Genomic DNA, 17,466 nt, shown 5'->3' with positions numbered 1-17,466 from the left:
TTGCGGCGCAGGCGCAGGCCGTCGCGGGCGCAACCGGCAGCGCGCCGCCGCGCGCGGCGGCGCATGGACCGCCTCCTCATGCGCCGAGCCCGGCCTGTTTAGGGCTCCCGAAAAAAATCCGCTTCGCCGTTGAAAAAAAGCTCTTGAAGCCTGCGCGGGGCGCCCTATCTGTCGGTCATCCCGGCGCCGCGGGCAGTGAAGAAGAAGACGCCGCAGCGGGGCCGATGACGCAGGAGGACATAGCCATGTTTGGATCCCTTTTGACTTTTCCCGGTGGCCTCTTTGGCGACTTCGATCGCCTGCGCCGCGAGCTTGACGACGTGTTCGGCCCCGTGGGCCAGGCGTCCAGCATCCGCTCCGTGGCGCCCGGCGCCTTCCCGGCCGTCAACGTCGGCCGCACGCCCAACAGCGTGGAGATCTATGCCTTCGCACCCGGCCTGGATCCGGCCAAGATCGAGGTCAACCTCGACCGCGGCGTGCTGACCATCTCCGGCGAGCGCGCCCCGTCCGTGGCCGAGGGCCAGGAAGCCGGCAAGCAGCGCGTGTACAGCCGCGAGCGCAGCAGCGGCCGCTTCATGCGGGCCATCAGCCTGCCCGACGACGTGGATGCGGGACAGGTGCAGGCCCGCTACCGGGACGGCGTGCTCAACGTGAGCGTCGCCCGCCGCGCCGAGGCGCAGCCGCAGCGCATCCAGGTCCAGTGACCCGCGAATTTTCCAGACACCACAGGCCTTTTTTCACGGAGACATCGCCATGACCGACACCCGCGACCTCCAAGCCAACAACGGACGCAACGTGCAACAGCCAGCCCAGCAACCCGCCGCCGCGCAGCGCGCGCCCAAGGATGACCGCGCCATGGTGCCGCGCGTGGACGTGTTCGAGGACGAGTCCGGCATCACGCTGCTGGCCGACCTGCCGGGCGTGCCGCGCGAGCAACTGGAGCTCAAGGTCGAAGGCGACACGCTGCTCATAGAGGGCGCCGTCGCGGCCTTCGCCCCCGAGGGGCTGGAAGCGCTGTACGCCGAAGTGCGGCTGCCGCGCTACCGCCGCGCCTTCACGCTCAGCCGCGAGCTCGACGCCGGCGCCATCCAGGCCCAGTTGCGCGACGGCGTGCTCAACCTGCGCATCCCCAAGCAGGCGCATGCCCAGCCGCGGCGCATCGAGGTGCAGCTCGGCTGACGCCGGCTCCGCGCGCGGGTTACAAGCAGCCGCCCGGCGCTGACGGCGCCGCTTTCCCATCACCCTTCCCGGGGCGACGCCGCCGCCCCGGGGCTTGAGCACCCGCCCTCGCGTTCCGGTACGCGGCGGCGGGTTTTTTTATGGCAGCGGCCGTGCTCAGAACGAGCGCAGCGGTGTCGCGCCGGCCCGTTGCAGGGCGGCCATGGCGGCGCGGGCGCGCATCTCGTTCATGGGGTGGATGACCACCGCGTGGCCGCCACGGGCCAGCGCGGCGCGGACCTTGCGGATGACGACGGCATGGTCGGGCCGCAGCGTCAGCAGCCCGGCCACCATGCCGCCGAAGAAGCCGCCCATCAACGCCAGGAACAGCGCGGCGAAGAAGGGCGACTCCACGGCCGCGGGCCAGCCGGCGGCCACCAGCAACAGCGCCACGACCACGCCCAACGCGGCGCCGGCCGGCATGAACACGGCGTGGCTGCGCAGCAGCGTGCGCCAGATGCCGTGCTGCTCGGGCTCCAGCTTGCGCGCGACGCTTTGGTCGCCGGGGTGGATCACGGTGGAGTGCAGCCCGGGCTCGTGGCGCAGCGCGGCCGCGACCTGCTCGGCCTGCGACGGGTTGTCGAAGACGGCGGCCACCAGCGTCAAGGAATGTTCGCCAAAGGGGGTTAGGGGTGACGAGCTCATGCGGGATCTCCGGTGCGTGGCATTCGATGAGCTCATTGGGCATCGCGCAGATGGCCCGGCGCCATCGCCGAATGGCGCAAGCTCGGGTCGGACCGGTCCTACAAGCGCCGGCCTGCCCCGGCGAGATCGCAAGGCATGCGCCTTGCCCGCGCGCGGCCATGAAGATTCGCTCCACGATAGGCCGCTGGGTGGATAGGGCCGACCGGCTCAACGACTGGCGGCGTCACCACGTGCAGCAGCGCCGGCCGCCCGGCCCGCTGGAAATCGTGCCCTACCTCGGTTACGGCACGGCGCAGCGGCTCATGCTGTCCGGCCGCGTGCTGCGGCTGGTGGCGCACCGCGCGCCGCAGGCGGCGGACCCGGCCTGGCGCAACCTCGTGGCCGTGTACCGCCGCATGGCCTCCGGCGAGGTGCCGGGCGCGCGCGTGCGCGCCGTGCTGGGCGAGCAGGCGCTGGAGGCCGAGGCCGACGGCGAAGGCCACTTCGAGATGACGTTCGAGCCCGCGCAGCCGCTGGACAAGCCGCTGTGGCAGGAAGTGGGGCTGGAGCTGCTGTGGCCGGTGGCCGCGGGCGCGCTGCCCGTGACGGCCACGGCGCGCGTGCTGGTGCCGCCGCCCACGGCGCGGCTGGCGGTGGTGAGCGACCTGGACGACACGGTGGTGTGGTCCAACGTGCGCCACCGGCTGCGCATGCTGTCGCTGCTGCTGCGCTCCAACGCCTACACCCGCAAGCCGTTCGCGGGCGTGTCGGCGCTGTACCGCGCGCTGCACCGCGGGGCGTCCGGCGCGCAAGGCAACCCCGTCTTCTACGTCTCCAGCAGCCCGTGGAACCTGTACACGCCGCTGCGCGACTTCCTGCGGCTGCAGGGCCTGCCGGAGGGGCCGCTGCTGCTCAAGGACTTTGGCGACCACCTGCTGTTCGGCCCGCTGGACCACGTGTCGCACAAGCTGCGCCACATCGAGCAGCTCCTGGCGGCCTATCCGGCACTGCCCTTCGTCCTGATCGGCGACAGCGGCGAGCAGGACCCGGAGATCTACGCCCGCGTGGTGCAGGCGCACCCCGGGCGCGTGTGCGCCGTCTACATCCGCAGCGTGGACCCCGACCCCGCGCGCCACGCCGCCGTGGCGCGGCTGGCCGAAGAGGCCGCGGCGGCCGGCGTGCCGCTGCGCCTGGTGGCCGACAGCGTGGCCGTGGCCGAGCACGCGGCCCAGGCCGGCTGGGTCAGCCCCTCGGCGGTGGACGACGTGCGCGCGGACCGGCGCGAGGAGGCGACGGCGCGGGTGGCGTGAGGGGCGCCGGGCGGACGCACCAGCCGCGCGCGCCGCCCGTAGCGGCCACGCCCCCGAACGGTGCCAATTGCACACGTTGGATGCGCAAGATCGTATGCAATCGGCCATCTGAACCGAATACAGGCTGGCACAGGCATTGCGTCGGTGTGTTGCATGAGCACCGACTCCGCCGATCTCGAACTGGTCGCCTTGTGCAAGCGCTACGGCGCGGGCACGCCGGCCGTTGACGCCATCAACCTTCAAGTCCGCGCGGGCAGCTACTGCTGCCTCCTGGGCCCGTCGGGCTGCGGCAAGACCACCACGCTGCGCATGATCGCCGGCCACGAAGTGGCCACCGAAGGCGACATCCTGCTGGGCGCGCGCAACATCACCGACCTGGACGCCACCCAGCGCGGCACGGCCATGATGTTCCAGAGCTATGCGCTGTTCCCGCACCTCACCGCGCTGGACAACGTGGCCTTCGGCCTGAAGATGCGCGGCGTGGACGCCGCCACGCGGCGCAAGCGCGCGGCCGAGTTGCTGGAGCTGGTTGCCATGGGCGCCTACGCGGTGCGCAAGCCCAGCGAGCTCTCCGGCGGGCAGCAGCAGCGCGTGGCGCTGGCGCGGGCGCTCATCACCAACCCCAAGGTGCTGCTGCTGGACGAGCCGCTCTCCGCCCTGGACCCCTTCCTGCGCGTGAAGATGCGTGCCGAACTGAAACGCTGGCAAAAGGAGCTGGGCTTCAGCTTCGTGCACGTCACGCACTCGCAGGAAGAGGCCATGGCGCTGGCCGACCAGGTGGTGGTGATGAACGCCGGCCGCATCGAGCAGCAGGGCACGCCGCACGAGATTTTCAACGCCCCGCGCACCGAGTTCGTGGCCCGCTTCATGGGCGGGCACAACGTGCTGCCCGCAGGCGGCGCCAAGGTGGCCGTGCGCAGCGACCGCACGCTGCTCTCCCGAGCAGGCGGCGAGGGCCTGGCCGCCACGGTGCACAACGTCGAGTACCAGGGCACCTACGTGCTCGTGACGCTGGCCAGCGCCGCCGGCGAGATCGCCGCCATGCTGGCCGAGGCCGCCTTCGACGCCGCGCCCTGGTCGCCCGGCGAGGCCGCCACCGTTTCCTGGCAGGGCGCGCACGCGCACGCGCTGCAGTCCTGAGCGGCGCCCCCGCGCCCACCCGCCTTCCCCCGCACCACAGCCCCCCAGAAACCGCAAGGAGCCCCCATGTCCGACCGCAAGACCTCTCCCCTCGTCGTGCCCGAAACCACGTTGGGCCGCCGCAGCCTGCTGCAGGGCATGGCCGGCATCCTGGCCACCGGCATGGCGCCGGCGGTGTTCGCGCAGGAAAAGATCGTGCTGCGCTACCTCGGCACGGCGGTGAACCAGGACAAGAAGATCGCGGAAAAATTCAAGGCCGACACGGGCATCGACATCCAGTACGTGGCCGTGACCACGGACGACGTGACCAAGCGCGCCGTCACCGCACCCAACTCCTTCGACCTGATAGACACCGAGTACTTCTCGCTCAAGAAGATCATCCCCACGGGCAACCTCAAGGGGATAGATGCCAAGCGCATCAAGAACGCCGACAAGATCACGCCGCTGTTCACCAAGGGCGAAGTCGCAGGCAAGAAGGTGGGCGACCAGGGCACCGCGCCCAAGAAGGTGATGTACCTGCCGGGCGAAAAGGCCAAGACCTTCGCCGACGCGCCCACGCAGTTCATGACGCTGATTCCCACCGTCTACAACGCCGACACGCTGGGCATCCGGCCTGACCTGATCAAGCGGCCGATCAACTCCTGGGCCGAGCTGCTCAACCCGGAGTTCAAGGGCAAGGCCGCCATCCTCAACATCCCGTCCATCGGCATCATGGACGCGGCCATGGTGGTGGAGGCTCTTGGGCTGCACAAGTACCCCGACAAGGGCAACATGACCAAGGCCGAGATCGACCTGACCATCAAGACGCTGATCGAGGCCAAGCGCGCCGGCCAGTTCCGCTCGCTGTGGAAGGACTTCAACGAGAGCGTGAACCTCATGGCCTCCGGCGAGGTCGTGATCCAGTCCATGTGGAGCCCGGCCGTCACCGCCGTGCGCACCAAGGGCATCGCCTGCACCTTCCAGCCCCTGAAGGAAGGCTACCGCGCCTGGGCCGCCGGTTTCGGCCTGCCCGCCACGCTGTCGGGCAGGAAGCTCGACGCCGCCTACGAGTTCATCAACTGGTTCCTGGACGGCTGGGCCGGCGCCTACCTCAACCGCCAGGGCTACTACAGCGCCGTGCTGGAGACGGCCAAGGCCAAGATGGAGCCTTTCGAGTGGGCCTACTGGATGGAAGGCAAGCCCGCCGCGCAGGACATCAAGGCCCCCAGCGGCGAGGTGCTGGCCAAGGCCGGCAGCGTGCGCGACGGCGGCAGCTACGAGGCGCGCATGGGCGGCATCGCCTGCTGGAACGCCGTGATGGACGAGAACACCTACATGGTCCAGAAGTGGAACGAGTTCGTGGCCGCCTGAATTGAGTGAAGCAGGAGGCCCCCATGTCCGAACAACCCACCGTCATGCCCGCGAAAGCGGGCATCCACGAACCACGCGGTGCGTCCCGGCGATCGTGGATTCCCGCTTTCGCGGGAAAGACGATGCGGGGCGCCTCCGCCGCAAGCCAGCCAGGGGCCACGGCCACCGCGCGCCGCCCCCGCAAGGCGGCAGCGCTGCGCGCCGGCGCACCGGCCTGGCTGCAGGCCACGCCCTTCTCGCTGGTGTTCCTGCTGTTCTTCATCATCCCGCTGTCGCTGGTGGTGATGGTCAGCTTCTGGAACTTCAACGAGTACGAGCTGCTGCCCGGCTTCACCTTCGCCAACTACCTGAAGATCTTCGAGGGTTGCCCGCGCACCGACGGGCAGATGTGCGTCACATTCGCGACCTACCTGTCCACCTTGAAGTTCTGTTTGCTGACCTGGGCCATCACGCTGGTGCTGGGTTTTGCCGTCGCCTACTTCCTGGCCTTCCACGTGCGCAGCACGGGCGCGCAGACGCTGCTGTTCCTGCTGTGCACCATCCCGTTCTGGACCTCCAACGTGATCCGCATGATCTCCTGGGTGCCGCTGCTTGGGCGCCACGGGCTGATCAACGACACGCTGGTGTCCGCGGGCCTGGTCTCGCAGCCGCTGGAGTGGCTGCTGTTCTCCGACTTCTCCGTGGTGCTGGCCTTCGTGCACCTCTACACCATGTTCATGCTGGTGCCCATCTTCAACTCCATGATGCGCATTGACCGCTCGCTGCTGGAGGCCTCGCGCGACTGCGGCGCCTCGGCCTGGCAGACGCTGTGGAACGTGATCGTCCCGCTGTGCAAGAGCGGCATCGTCATCGGCTCCATCTTCGTGGTCACCATCGTCATGGGCGACTTCGTGACCGTGGGCGTGATGGGCGGGCAGCAGATCGCCTCGGTGGGCAAGGTCATTCAAGTGCAGACCTCCTACCTGCAGTTCCCGCTGGCCGCGGCCAATGCGGTGATCCTGCTGGCCACGGTGCTGCTCATCGTGTGGAGCCTGACGCGGGTGGTGGACATCCGCCGGGAGCTGTGAACATGGCACTTCGATCCGCCCGCCCCGCCCGCCGCGACGAGAAGCGCCCGGCCGGCTTCTGGCCCCTGGCCCTGCTGTTCGCCCTGTTCGTGCTCTTCCTCTACGGGCCGACCTTCACCATCTTCGTCCTGAGCTTCCAGGGTCCGCAGGGCGGGCTGACCTTCCCCATGCGCGGCTGGTCGCTGCACTGGTTCGCGCAACTGGCCGAGGGTTTGGGCACCGTGGACGTGTGGGCCGCGCTGCGCCGCTCGCTGGCGCTGGGCGCGGTGGTGATGGGGCTCACGGTGGTGCTGTCCGTGCTCGCGGGCTTGGCCTTCCGCAAGAAGCTGCGCGGCGGCTCGGCCCTCTTCTTCGTGACGGTGGCCAGCCTGATCATGCCGTCCATCGTGGTGTCGCTGGGCATCGGCCTGCAGTTCCGGCTGCTGGACGACGGCGTGCGCGCCCTGCTCGGCAGCCTGGGCCTGGACACGGTGCTGGAGGGCTACACCACGCTGATGGGCCTCTACACCTCGGCGCTGGGCGCGCACCTGACGTGGACGCTGCCCTTTGGCCTCTTGATCATGTTCGCCGTGTTCAACCGCTTCAACCCGGCCTACGAGGAAGCGGCGCGCGACCTGGGCGCCACGCCCTGGCAAAGTTTCAAATTCGTGCTGCTGCCGCTGATCGGCCCGTCCGTGGTGGGCGTGGGGCTGTTCGGCTTCACCTTGAGCTGGGACGAGATCGCCCGCACCTCGCAGGCCATTGGCGACGTCAACACCCTGCCGCTGGAGCTGCAGGGCCTGACCACCACCGTCACCACGCCCGCCATCTACGCCCTGGGCACGCTGACCACGCTGCTGTCGCTGGCCGTCATCGGCCTGGCGCTGGGGGCGCTGTGGCTGCTGCGCCGCCAGCGCGCCGCCGCGGGACGCCGCCATGGCTGAAGACGACCTGATGCAAGACACCGAAGCCTCCCCGCCCGCCCAGGACGCCGCGCCCACGGCCCCCGCGGGTGCCGCCCTCACCGACGCGCAGATCCACGGCCGCATCGTGGACGCCATCCTCGACCACCAGTTGCTGCCCGGCACGCGGCTGGCCGAGGACAAGCTGGGCCAGGCCTTCGGCGTGTCGCGCACGCGCATACGGCAGGTGCTGATCCGGCTGGCGCACGAGCAGATCGTCACCCTCGCCCCGCACCGCGGCGCGACGGTGGCCACGCCTGACCCCGAGGAGGCGCGCGAGGTGTTCGAGGTGCGGCGCATGGTGGAGCCGCTGCTGGTGCAGCGCTTCATGGAGCACGCCTCGGCCGGCCACCTGGGCGCGCTGGCGAGCTGCCTGGCGCAGGAGGAAGCCGCCCGCGCCGCGGGCGAGCGCCGCCGCGCCATACGCCTGTCCGGCGAGTTCCACCTGCGCATCGCCGACGGCGCCGCCCACCGCACGCTGGGCCGCGTGCTGCGCGAGCTGGTCTCGCGCACCTCGCTGGTGCTCATGACCTACGGCAACGGCGAGGTGCCCACGGGCTGCGGCTGCGCCGACCACCGCACGCTGCTGGCCGCCATACGGCTGCGCGACGGCAAGGCCGCCGCGGCGCTGATGACGCAGCACCTGCTGGAGATCGAGCAGCAGTTGCGCATCGAGCCGCCCGGCACCCAGGCGCCGGACTTCTCGCAGATCTTTGGCGCCAAGCCCTGCCGCGGCTGAGCCGCACCGTTGAACCCGCCGCGAACGCCGCTTGCCGCGCTGCCCGCAGCAAGCCGACGAAACACCAGCCCCCAACCCCAGCCGCATGACCCCTGACACCTCTGCCCGGCGCCGCCTGCTGGTGCTCAACCCCAACACCTCGGCCTCCGTCACCGCGCTGGTGCTGGGCCACGTGCGCGGCGAGCTGGGACAGCGCGCGGTGGTGGACGGCGTGACGGCCCGCTTGGGCGCGGCCTACATCGCCACCGAGGCCGCCTGCGCCATCGCCGGCCACGCGGCGCTGGACGCTTGGGCCGCCTATCGGGCTCAAAGCTCACGGCCGGATGCGCTGCTGCTGGGCTGCTTCGGCGACCCGGGCCTGTTCGCGCTGCGCGAGCTGTGCGACTGCCCGGTGACGGGGCTGGCCGAGGCCGCCTTCCTGCAAGCCGTGCGGCAATCCGCGGCAGGCCGCTTTGCCATCGTGACCGGCGGCGCCGCGTGGGCCCCCATGCTGCGCCGCCTGGCGCAGGCGCTGGGCGTGGCCGACGCGCTGGCCGGCGTGCACACCGTGGCGCCCAGCGGCGCGCAGCTCGCGGCCGACCCGGCCACCGCGCTGCCGCTGCTGGCGCACGCTTGCCGGGAGGCGGCGCACGCCACAGGTGCGGACTGCATCATCCTGGGCGGTGCCGGACTGGCCGGCATGGCCGCGCGCATACAGGCCGACGTGGGCGTGCCGCTCATAGACAGCGTGAGCGCCGGCGCGGCCCACGCGCTGCAACTGGCCCACACCGCCACGCCGCCCGGCACACCCGCGTCCGGCGATGGCCCGCAATGGCTGGGCTTGTCGGCCGAGCTGGACGCCGCCTTGGCCAAGCACTGAACGCTCCGCTGCAGCGCAGCAAAACGGACATCCATGCTCCGTTTTCGGCCATCGCCCCACGCCAGGGCTCAAGTCAATCTCCGCAGTGCGGAAACAAATTTTTACAGTCCTGTAAACATTGGAGGAAAACAGGCCATCCGGTCCGCAGCGAAGCCGAATTGCCTTGCCGGCAGCGTTCTTATTGGGGCGTGGGTACTGGCGTCATTGGCGTGAGAGCGATATTCGTTCGCGCGCCGGCAATTATTTTTCCGCTACGCATCAAACGCTTTTTCGCCCAGTTCAGAGCGTCAGCACGATATCCGAGATGTCGGTTTCCAAAGTCACCAACTGAGGAATTATTTGCCCGGACACCTGTCAACATACGAAGTTACAACCAGTTTTCCCGACGCAATTGACCTGGAAATGAGAAATGGGCATCAATGTTTTAGGCAGCTTTGGCAGTTCATACAGCCCTGTATCTTCAAAGGCCGAGATTTACGGCGAGGCTGTGGGGAACGAGCACAAGCCCGTTGACAAAGAAGGCGGCACCGTTGGTGCCGCGACGACGTCCAGCAGCACGATCGTCACCCTGTCACCCAATGCCAAGCTCGCTGCGGCCCAGGCCATGGCCCTGTCCTTCGAGGACGTCGGCCACGCCGCGCGCGCGAAAATGGATGCGCTCAAGCAGCAGGCATCAGAAAAAACCCATACGCCCGCGAACCAGATCAACGTTCAGCAAGCAGGGCTGCTGGATTATTCGAAATTCAGTGACCAGGAACTGGCCGCCATGGCCAAGAATTCCTCCAAAAATTTCTCGAAAGCTGAGCAGGACGCCGCGCAAGGCATGCTGGCCGACAGAGTCAAAATTTCCGTTGAAGCTTTCGCGGGCCCCGCGGTGGCGGGAGACTGGCGTGGACATGGCATGGCCATCGATGCGCTTTACAAAACCATGTCACCCGAGGTGCGCTCCGCATTGGGCTGGACGCCTGCCATGCTGGAGGCCAACAACCGAATGGTAAAAGACGACGAAGAAAAATACGGCAAACTCGACATGAATGACTTGCTGACCAGCCTTCGGTCTGCACAGCATAAAGGTGGCGTGACGTTTCAACAGGTCAACTAAAACCCTGAAGAGCCAACGTCAACGGTTTCAAGGCAGATTGAGCTTCAATTGACACAAGTCGACGGTCGCAAATTCTTTCGAGATTCCACGCCTCCAGAAAATTCACGCTGATCAAGACGTCGAGCGCAGTTTCGGAGGTTTTTTTGCCGTTTTACTTTCTGATCACGGGCCGGCTCCAAGGCCTGCGGACCATGCTGCTCATGATAAGGGACCTATTTCTGCTGCTCGCCGTGGCGCGGGCCGGGGTAGGCGGCGGTGCTGGCGTCTGAATTGCAACCACCGTGATGCTTACGCTGAACGAGGTGGTCGCGCTGGCCGTCCGGCAATACCAGGGCTTTCAAGCCTCATTTGCAACGTGCCGCGGAGAAATATCAACACCCCGCAAACCACAAAAATACTGATTGTCAGCGATGCCGAAGGTTTGGTTCACGATATTCACGGTATTGCCCAAACCACGCCGCTGCAAACCGGGCAAGCCAAAGCGGGCTTGGACACCCGGCTGCTGGATGCGCCTTTCGTCGGCGCCGACGCAGGCCTGGCCTCGGTGGCCAAACTGCCATTAGCGGCCGGCCGCTTTATCAGCCCAAAGGACGCCTATGTGGTAAGGGTCGCGGACGGGGAAGACCCGTTGGCCGTGGCCGCCCGCCTATCGAACCATCTGTCGGCACAGGGCAAATCGGCGCAAGTGCAGGCCGCGGCGCAATTGGTGGAGGGCATGCGCCGGCAAAACCGGCTGTTTACCGGCCTGTTGGGCGGGGTGGGGGCCATTTCGCTGCTGGTAGGCGGCCTTGGCGTCATGAACGTGATGCTGGCCAGCGTCGCCGAGCGGCGCAAGGAAATCGGCTTGCGCATGGCGCTGGGCGCCAGGCGGGCCGAAATTTTGGACATGATCATTTGCGAGGCGGCACGGCTGTCGCCCATGGAGGCGCTGCGCAGAGCGCGGCATGCGCGATCGGCATGCCGCGCCGGCCTCGGGGGTGCGGCACGCGACGTGCATGCCGGGTTGCCGGTGGATGCCGGCCGCGCCTGCTGCGCAGGTGCCAAGGGCTGAAGCCAAGGGTTTACGAGCTTCCTACCCCTGATTGTGGGGGCGACATTGCAGGTGACGGTCGCCATGGCGGACCGAAGTCCTCCGGCCTGATCCGCCGCGGCCTGCCATGGGCGCCTCCTGTTTGGCTGCCGGAGGGTACCCATGGCGTACACGTGTTCTTTCCCCTCACCGCTCTTGCCTGCCCTGGCCATCTCGGCCTGCGTGCTGTGCGCACCGGCGTCCGCGCTGGCGCAGCAACAGGGCAAGCCTTCCCGCACGGAGAGCACGCAGGTGCGCGTGGTGCATTGCAGCGACATCGCCTGCAGCCCGCTGGAGGACGGCGGCGCCGGCCCGCACTGGCTGGAGCTGCACGCGCGCTACCCGGAGCTGGCCGGCACCACGCTGCGCGTGGTGGTGGTGGGCGACGAGGACAAGCGGGTCGCGCTCATCGACGTGAGCGCCGACGTGGCCTCCACCGGCGAGTTCCGCGCCAGCCTGCCCGTGGGCGACCTGCCGCTGGGCGCCTACGACATCGGCGTGCTCAACGGCAACCGCTTCCTGGCCTACGGCCGCATACAGCTCAAGCCCGCGCCGCAGGTGGCGCCCATGCGCAGCACCGTGCCGCGTCCGCTGCAGGTGCATGCGCCCGCGGCCGGCCGCCTGGGTGCGCAGCCGGCCACCGGCCACGGCTGATCCGGCTCGCGCAACAACGAACGCCGGCACGCGGGCCGGCTTGCGATGGAGAGCCCCCGGGGCGCGCGGCGCCTACAGCAGCCGCAAGTCCACGATGAGGGCGAAGGCCGGGGCGATGCGCAGCGGGCGGCCGTTGTCGTCCAGGTCCACGTGGCCGGACAGGCCCACGGCGTGGCCCGACACTTCCAGCCGGATGGCCAGCATCTGCAGCAGCGGGGCGTCCACGCCGCGTGGGCGCCAAGTGCCGTGTTCCAGGGCCACGAAGACCAGCTCCGTCCCGGGCGTGACCTGCGCCAGCGCGTCGCGCTGGAACTGCTTGAAGCCCGTGAGGCGGTTGCCGTAGGGCTCCTCGTCGGCCACGGGCAGCACGCGGGCGTCCAGCGCGCGCTCGCGCTGCAGCGCCAGCCAGCGCCCGCGGTAGTGCCGCAGCCGCACGCCGGGGGCGCACAGCCGCGCGGCATACAGCGCGTACACGGCGCGCAGCCCGGCGGGCACGGGTGGAAGGGCGTCGGCGGGGGAACGGTCGCTCATGGCATCCAGGCGCCGGGCCGTGCGAGGGCGCCGGGCGCGGCTATCTGACGGCCAGACCAGGCAAACCGCGAGCCGGCAGCCTCGTTCCAGCCCCTTGCTTGAAGCGCTGGAAGACCCCTACCCGACCCACCGCGGTGGGCACCGCCGCCGTGCCGAGGCAGCCGTTTCGAGCCGCATGCGGCGGCGGGCCGCCCCGGGCTGAGCGCCGCGGCGGCCATGGCGGCGGCGCGGAAGACGGTGCTGCTGTCCATGGGCCGGATTCTGGCAGCGCGGCCGCTGCGCGGTTCCGGGCGGGCCAGGGCAGCTTCAGGGCGCGTACAGCAGGAAGCGCGCATCGCGCCGGGCGATGCGCCAGCCCTCGGCGGTGAGGGTGAAGACGTCGTCGAACTCGCCCATCACCTGGCGCCGCGCCGGACGGCCGGAAGGCCCCTGGGCGTCGGCGGCCTCGCCGCTCCACAGCAGCACGCAGCTCAGGCCGCGGGCGTGCGTCGCCGACTCCAGCGTGACGACGGTGCTGGTGACGAGGTGGCGCGTGATGCGATCGGCCGGCCGCGTGCGGTAGGAGGCGAGGATGGCCTCGCGGCCCGCGAGCGGCTCGCCGCCGGGGCGGGTGAGCACGGCGTCCGCGGCGAAGCAGGCGGCGAAGTCCTCGTGGCGGTGGCTGTCCGTGCATTGCACGGCGCGGGCCACGAGGTCGCGGCAGGCCTGCTCGGCGAGCAGGCGCTCCAGCGGGGACAGGGACGGGAGGGCCGGAAGAGAGCCGGCGTTGCCGGCGGCGGCCGTTGCAGGGACTTCGGACATGAAGGCGGCGCCCGTGGAGGGCGCGGGCAGTGCGTTGGGCCGCCATTGGACCGCGCCGCGCATGCCCGGCGCGGCGCGGGGTTGAAGCGGGCTCAGCCCTGCTTGATGCGCGCCACCAGCGCCTGCGTGTACTCGCGGGTGCCGGCCTTGCCGCCCAAGTCGCCGGTGCGCACCTGGTCCACGTTGAGCGTGTCGTCGATGGCCTTGCGCAGGCGGTTGGCCGACTCGTGGTGCTTCACGTGGTCCAGCATCTGTGCCGCGGCCAGCAGCAGCGCCGTGGGGTTGGCCAGGCCCTTGCCGGCGATGTCCGGCGCCGAGCCGTGCACGGCCTCGAAGATGGCTGCGTCCGCACCGATGTTGGCGCCCGGCGCCATGCCCAGGCCGCCCACCAGGCCCGCGGTGAGGTCCGACAGGATGTCGCCGAAGAGGTTGGTCGTGACCAGCGTGTCGAACTGCCAGGGGTTGAGCACCAGCTTCATGGCGCAGGCGTCCACGATGATGGTGTCCATGGCGATGCGGTCCTTGTAGCGCTCGGCATGCATCTGCTGCGCCGTCTCCAGGAAGATGCCCGTGAGCGCCTTCATGATGTTGGCCTTGTGCACCACGGTGACCTTCTTGCGGCCCAGGGCGATGGCGGTCTCGAAGGCGTATTCGAGGATGTGGCGGCAGCCCTGGCGGGTGTTGATGCCGGTGGCCATGGCGACGGCGTGCGGGTCGTCGTCGATCTGCACGTAGTGCTCGTGGCCGATGTAGAGGCCTTCGAGGTTCTCGCGGATGAGCAGCAGGTCGATGTTGTCGAAGCGGCCGCCGGGGATGATGGTGCGCGCCGGGCGCACGTTGGCGAAGAGGCGGAACTCCTCGCGCAGCCGCACGTTGGAGGAGCGCCAGCCGCCGCCCGAGGGCGTTTCCAGCGGGCCCTTGAGCGCCAGCCGCGTGCGGCGGATGCTGTCCAGCGTGGCCGCGGGCAGCGGGTCGCCCGCGGCCTTCATGGCGGCGGCGCCGGCTTCCTGGCGGTCCCACTCGAAGGGCGAGCCCAGCGCCTCCATCACGGCCACGGCCGATTCGACGATCTCGGGGCCGATGCCGTCGCCGGCAATCAGGGTGGCGGGTATGCGGGCGCTGCTGCTCATGGGGATCTCCTTCCTCTATGGATCTATCTGTCTATTTTTCGTGAGGCTCGCCGATGGCGGCCGTCCAGGCCGCGATCTCCTCGGCGCTCATCGTACCCGCCGGTTTCAGCCGGGCGTCTCCGGCACCGTGGCGCAGGTCGGCCAGGTACTGCTCGCGCGACAGCAGCGTGCCCTGTATGCGGCCGCTGGCCGGGGGCGGGGCGAGCATTTCGTCGTGCAGCTTGCGCAGCAGCTCGTGCATGACCCAGGCCGGGATGCGGTCGCGCTCGTCGGGGTAGACGTAGCCGAAGAGCACCAGGTGGCTCAGCAGCACGCGCCAGTGGGGGCCGGCGCGGTCCATGAGGTGGTGCCAGTCCAGCGCGGCGCCGCAGCCGCGCAGCACGTGGGCCACGTCGGCGCCGTCGTAGCGCTCGCGCTCCATGATGAAGGCCTTGGACCACAGCATGTCCTCGGCCGACATGGTGCGCACCGGGTGGCCCAGGATGGTGGCGCGGCCCGCGCGCTCGAACCAGCCGTCGTCCACCGGGTTGAGCCCGTTGGCCGAGGCGAAGATGAAGTCGATGAAGAACGCGCCCTTGTAGACCTTGCCCAGCCAGTGCGGGAAGGTGAGCTCGCTGCGCAGCCCGGCGTCGCCGAGCACGGCGTCCAGGCGGTCGAAGTCGGCGCGGCGCACGAACAGGTCCAGGTCCTTGGTGGGCCGCTCCACGCCGGTGAGCCCGGCCAGGGCGAAGGCGCCGCCCACCACGTAGGGCACGCCCGCGGCGTCCAGCGCCTGCAGCACCTGCAGGTAGAAGGGCTCGGCCGTCGGATCGAGCGCGGTGGCGCAGGCCGCGGGCGGCAGCGGCGTCTTGGCGGTGGATGTCATGGGCCACCCGGGCAAGGCCCGTGCCTTGCTGCAGTGCGCCACACGAGGGGCGGAACGCGTCCTGCCTCCAACGCAAACCGCAGCCCAGAAAGGATTGGCATGTCCGACCTGAACGCGACGAACGCCCAAGGCAGCCCTCAGCCGCAAGTCCCGTCCCAGGCCGCCGCCGCGGTCCACGGCAAATCCGTGGTGCGCTTCGCGGCCGTGGGCGACCTGCACTGCACCAAGGACTCCGCCGGCTCGCTGCGCTCCTTCTTCGCGCAGGCGGCCGAAGCCGCCGACGTGCTGCTGCTGTGCGGCGACCTCACCGACTACGGCACCACCGAGGAGGCCAAGGTGCTGGCCGGCGAGTTGGCGCAGGTGGCCCTGTCGCGCCCGGTGGTGGCGGTGCTGGGCAACCACGACTTCGAGTCCGGCCAGCCGGAGGTGGTGGCGCGCATCCTCAAGGACACGGGCGTGCGCGTGCTCGACGGCGAGGCCGTGGAGGTACAGGGCGTGGGCATTGCCGGCGTGAAGGGCTTTGCCGGCGGCTTCGGCCGCGGCGCCCTGGGCCCTTGGGGCGAGCAGGCGATCAAGACCTTCGTGCAGGAGGCGCTGCACGAGGCGCTGAAGCTGGAGTCGGCGCTGGCCAAGCTGCGCACGCCGGACCGCATCGCGCTGCTGCACTACTCGCCCATCGCGGCCACGGTGCAGGGCGAGCCGCTGGAGATCTTTCCCTTCCTGGGGACGACGCGGCTGGAGGAGCCGCTGATCCGCTACCCGGTGAGCGCCGTCTTCCACGGCCACGCCCACCGCGGCACGCCGCAGGGCCAGACGGTCAACGGCACGCCGGTGTTCAACGTGGCCATGCCGCTGCTGCGGCACAGCTACCCGCAGCAGCCGCCGTTCAGGTTGCTGGAGCTGCCGCGGCAGGCAGCCGATGCAGCCCTGCCGGCGCACTGAAACATCGCCGACGCGGGAACGCCGCGGCGCGCCGCGACGTCCATCACCCTGCAGGCCGCCATGCCCGGCGGTGCGGAGCAGGAGGTGGAGCATGGAACGCGGCTCGAAGTTGAATCCGGCGCGGCGGGCGCTGTGCGCGCTGGCCCTGGGCGCGGCGATGGGCGTGCAGGCGCAGCCGGCACCAGCGGCGCCGTCCGTCCCCAGTGACGCGCAGATCGCCGCCATCGTCGTGGCGGCCAACCAGGTGGACATCGACGCCGGCCAGCTCGCCGCCGGGCGCGCGAGGGCCGAGCCGGTGAAAGCCTTTGCCCGCCTGATGGTGGCCGACCACGGCAGCGTCAACGGGCAGGCCACCGCCCTGGCCGGCCGGCTGCACCTCACGCCCGCGGACAACCCCACCAGCGCCAGCCTGCGCCAGGGCGGCCAGGACAACCTGCAGCGGCTGCGGGCGCTGCAGGGCGACGCCTTCGACCGTGCCTACGTGGACCATGAGGTGGCCTACCACGAGCAGGTGCTGCAGGCGCTGGACGGCAGCCTGATCCCGGGCGCCAGGAACGCCGAGCTGCGCGCGCTGCTGGAAAAGGTGCGGCCCGCCTTCGTCGCCCACCTGGAGCATGCGCGGGCGCTGCAGGCGCAACTGGGCCGGCGCGGTGGCTGAGCGCCGCAGGCCCGGCCCGGCCGCCGTGGCCCTGGCCGCGCTGGGCGCCGCCTGGCCGGCCCTGGCGCCGGCGGCCCAACACACCGTGCGCATCGAGGACATGCGCTTCAGCCCGGCAGCCCTCGCGGCACACCCGGGCGACCGGGTCACCTGGGTCAACCACGACCTGGTGCCGCACACCGTGACGGGCGGCGGCGGGACCCTGGATTCAGGCCTCGTGGCCGCGGGCGCGTCGTGGACCGCCACCGTGGCGGCACCGGCCGGGACGCTGCGCTACCGCTGCACGCTGCACCCCGCGATGACGGCCACGCTGACCGTGGAGGACAAGCCATGAGCCCCGCATCCGCCCTGCCGCCCCAACGCCCGGCCGCGGACGAGGCCGCCCTGGTGCGGCGCGTCGTCGCCGGCGACGTGAAGGCCTTCGAGCCGCTCATGCGCCGCCACAACCGGCGTCTGTACCGGCTGG

General features: G+C 70.1%; 20 protein-coding genes and 1 pseudogene. 16 read left to right on the top strand and 5 right to left on the bottom strand.

Annotated elements, in window-relative coordinates; translation table 11 throughout:
• Positions 1 to 245: 245 nt before the first annotated feature.
• Positions 246 to 704 (top strand): Hsp20/alpha crystallin family protein, encoded by a 459-nt coding sequence (locus ALA01S_RS22480; protein ID WP_066341320.1) that lies wholly within the window; start codon positions 246 to 248, stop codon positions 702 to 704.
• Positions 705 to 753: 49 nt separating this feature from the next.
• The gene (locus ALA01S_RS22475) at positions 754 to 1,179 is read left to right on the top strand and encodes an Hsp20/alpha crystallin family protein (RefSeq protein WP_084267821.1); all 426 of its coding nucleotides are present in this window, start codon (positions 754 to 756) and stop codon (positions 1,177 to 1,179) included.
• 156 nt (positions 1,180 to 1,335) lie between these two features.
• Here the strand turns inward: ALA01S_RS22475 and ALA01S_RS22470 are convergent, their stop codons facing one another.
• Complete coding sequence (locus tag ALA01S_RS22470) at positions 1,336 to 1,863, bottom strand: hypothetical protein (protein WP_157119200.1); 528 nt, start codon at positions 1,861 to 1,863, stop codon at positions 1,336 to 1,338.
• A gap of 158 nt (positions 1,864 to 2,021) precedes the next feature.
• Here ALA01S_RS22470 and ALA01S_RS22465 point away from each other — a divergent pair, with 158 nt between their 5' ends.
• From ALA01S_RS22465 to ALA01S_RS22420, 10 genes are all read left to right on the top strand, one after another.
• On the top strand, positions 2,022 to 3,152 hold the full coding sequence (locus ALA01S_RS22465; RefSeq protein WP_066341283.1) for an App1 family protein phosphatidate phosphatase: 1,131 nt from the start codon (positions 2,022 to 2,024) through the stop codon (positions 3,150 to 3,152).
• Positions 3,153 to 3,305: 153 nt separating this feature from the next.
• The gene (locus ALA01S_RS22460; RefSeq protein ID WP_066341281.1) at positions 3,306 to 4,292 is read left to right on the top strand and encodes an ABC transporter ATP-binding protein; all 987 of its coding nucleotides are present in this window, start codon (positions 3,306 to 3,308) and stop codon (positions 4,290 to 4,292) included.
• A 66-nt stretch (positions 4,293 to 4,358) separates the two neighbouring features.
• The gene (locus ALA01S_RS22455; protein WP_066341275.1) at positions 4,359 to 5,642 is read left to right on the top strand and encodes an ABC transporter substrate-binding protein; all 1,284 of its coding nucleotides are present in this window, start codon (positions 4,359 to 4,361) and stop codon (positions 5,640 to 5,642) included.
• Positions 5,643 to 5,764: 122 nt separating this feature from the next.
• The gene (locus ALA01S_RS22450; protein ID WP_084267819.1) at positions 5,765 to 6,709 is read left to right on the top strand and encodes an ABC transporter permease; all 945 of its coding nucleotides are present in this window, start codon (positions 5,765 to 5,767) and stop codon (positions 6,707 to 6,709) included.
• 2 nt (positions 6,710 to 6,711) lie between these two features.
• Positions 6,712 to 7,632, top strand: a complete 921-nt coding sequence (locus tag ALA01S_RS22445; RefSeq protein ID WP_066341272.1) for an ABC transporter permease — start codon at positions 6,712 to 6,714, stop codon at positions 7,630 to 7,632.
• The gene (locus tag ALA01S_RS22440; RefSeq protein WP_238455899.1) at positions 7,625 to 8,389 is read left to right on the top strand and encodes a GntR family transcriptional regulator; all 765 of its coding nucleotides are present in this window, start codon (positions 7,625 to 7,627) and stop codon (positions 8,387 to 8,389) included. Before ALA01S_RS22445 ends, ALA01S_RS22440 begins: the two co-directional genes overlap by 8 nt.
• 85 nt (positions 8,390 to 8,474) lie before the next feature.
• A complete protein-coding gene (locus tag ALA01S_RS22435; protein WP_066341271.1) occupies positions 8,475 to 9,248 on the top strand; it encodes an aspartate/glutamate racemase family protein in 774 nt (257 codons plus the stop codon).
• A gap of 409 nt (positions 9,249 to 9,657) precedes the next feature.
• A complete protein-coding gene (locus tag ALA01S_RS22430) occupies positions 9,658 to 10,350 on the top strand; it encodes a hypothetical protein (RefSeq protein ID WP_157119199.1) in 693 nt (230 codons plus the stop codon).
• Between the two features lie 355 nt (positions 10,351 to 10,705).
• Positions 10,706 to 11,401, top strand: a complete 696-nt coding sequence (locus ALA01S_RS22425; protein WP_157119198.1) for an ABC transporter permease — start codon at positions 10,706 to 10,708, stop codon at positions 11,399 to 11,401.
• Between the two features lie 141 nt (positions 11,402 to 11,542).
• Positions 11,543 to 12,073 (top strand): hypothetical protein, encoded by a 531-nt coding sequence (locus ALA01S_RS22420; protein WP_157119197.1) that lies wholly within the window; start codon positions 11,543 to 11,545, stop codon positions 12,071 to 12,073.
• Positions 12,074 to 12,145: 72 nt separating this feature from the next.
• Here ALA01S_RS22420 and ALA01S_RS22415 read toward each other — a convergent pair whose 3' ends face one another.
• The 4 genes from ALA01S_RS22415 to ALA01S_RS22400 all read right to left on the bottom strand — a co-directional run bounded on the left by ALA01S_RS22415 (position 12,146) and on the right by ALA01S_RS22400 (position 15,400).
• Positions 12,146 to 12,604, bottom strand: a complete 459-nt coding sequence (locus ALA01S_RS22415) for a hypothetical protein (protein WP_157119196.1) — start codon at positions 12,602 to 12,604, stop codon at positions 12,146 to 12,148.
• A gap of 306 nt (positions 12,605 to 12,910) precedes the next feature.
• Entirely contained in the window at positions 12,911 to 13,405 is a 495-nt protein-coding gene (locus ALA01S_RS22410; protein WP_084267825.1) for a nuclear transport factor 2 family protein, read from the bottom strand.
• A gap of 92 nt (positions 13,406 to 13,497) precedes the next feature.
• Positions 13,498 to 14,535, bottom strand: a complete 1,038-nt coding sequence (locus tag ALA01S_RS22405; protein WP_066341266.1) for an isocitrate/isopropylmalate dehydrogenase family protein — start codon at positions 14,533 to 14,535, stop codon at positions 13,498 to 13,500.
• Between the two features lie 31 nt (positions 14,536 to 14,566).
• Complete coding sequence (locus tag ALA01S_RS22400) at positions 14,567 to 15,400, bottom strand: nucleotidyltransferase (protein WP_066341264.1); 834 nt, start codon at positions 15,398 to 15,400, stop codon at positions 14,567 to 14,569.
• Between the two features lie 99 nt (positions 15,401 to 15,499).
• Between ALA01S_RS22400 and ALA01S_RS22395 the strand changes: the two genes are divergently transcribed.
• The 4 genes and pseudogenes from ALA01S_RS22395 to ALA01S_RS34925 all read left to right on the top strand — a co-directional run.
• Positions 15,500 to 16,342 (top strand): metallophosphoesterase family protein, encoded by an 843-nt coding sequence (locus ALA01S_RS22395; protein WP_084267818.1) that lies wholly within the window; start codon positions 15,500 to 15,502, stop codon positions 16,340 to 16,342.
• Positions 16,343 to 16,433: 91 nt separating this feature from the next.
• Positions 16,434 to 17,000, top strand: a complete 567-nt coding sequence (locus ALA01S_RS22390) for a DUF4142 domain-containing protein (RefSeq protein ID WP_066341259.1) — start codon at positions 16,434 to 16,436, stop codon at positions 16,998 to 17,000.
• Positions 16,993 to 17,334: a cupredoxin domain-containing protein gene (locus ALA01S_RS22385; protein WP_169805981.1), complete on the top strand. Its 342-nt coding sequence runs from the start codon at positions 16,993 to 16,995 to the stop codon at positions 17,332 to 17,334. Before ALA01S_RS22390 ends, ALA01S_RS22385 begins: the two co-directional genes overlap by 8 nt.
• Positions 17,331 to 17,466 (top strand): annotated as a pseudogene (locus ALA01S_RS34925) (RNA polymerase sigma factor); the annotation flags it as partial. The gene ALA01S_RS22385 and the pseudogene ALA01S_RS34925, both read left to right, overlap by 4 nt.

The sequence above is a fragment of the Azohydromonas lata NBRC 102462 genome (genome assembly GCF_001571085.1).
In the GTDB taxonomy this organism is placed as follows: domain Bacteria; phylum Pseudomonadota; class Gammaproteobacteria; order Burkholderiales; family Burkholderiaceae_C; genus Azohydromonas; species Azohydromonas lata.
This window is presented reverse-complemented; position numbering and strand designations above follow the sequence as displayed.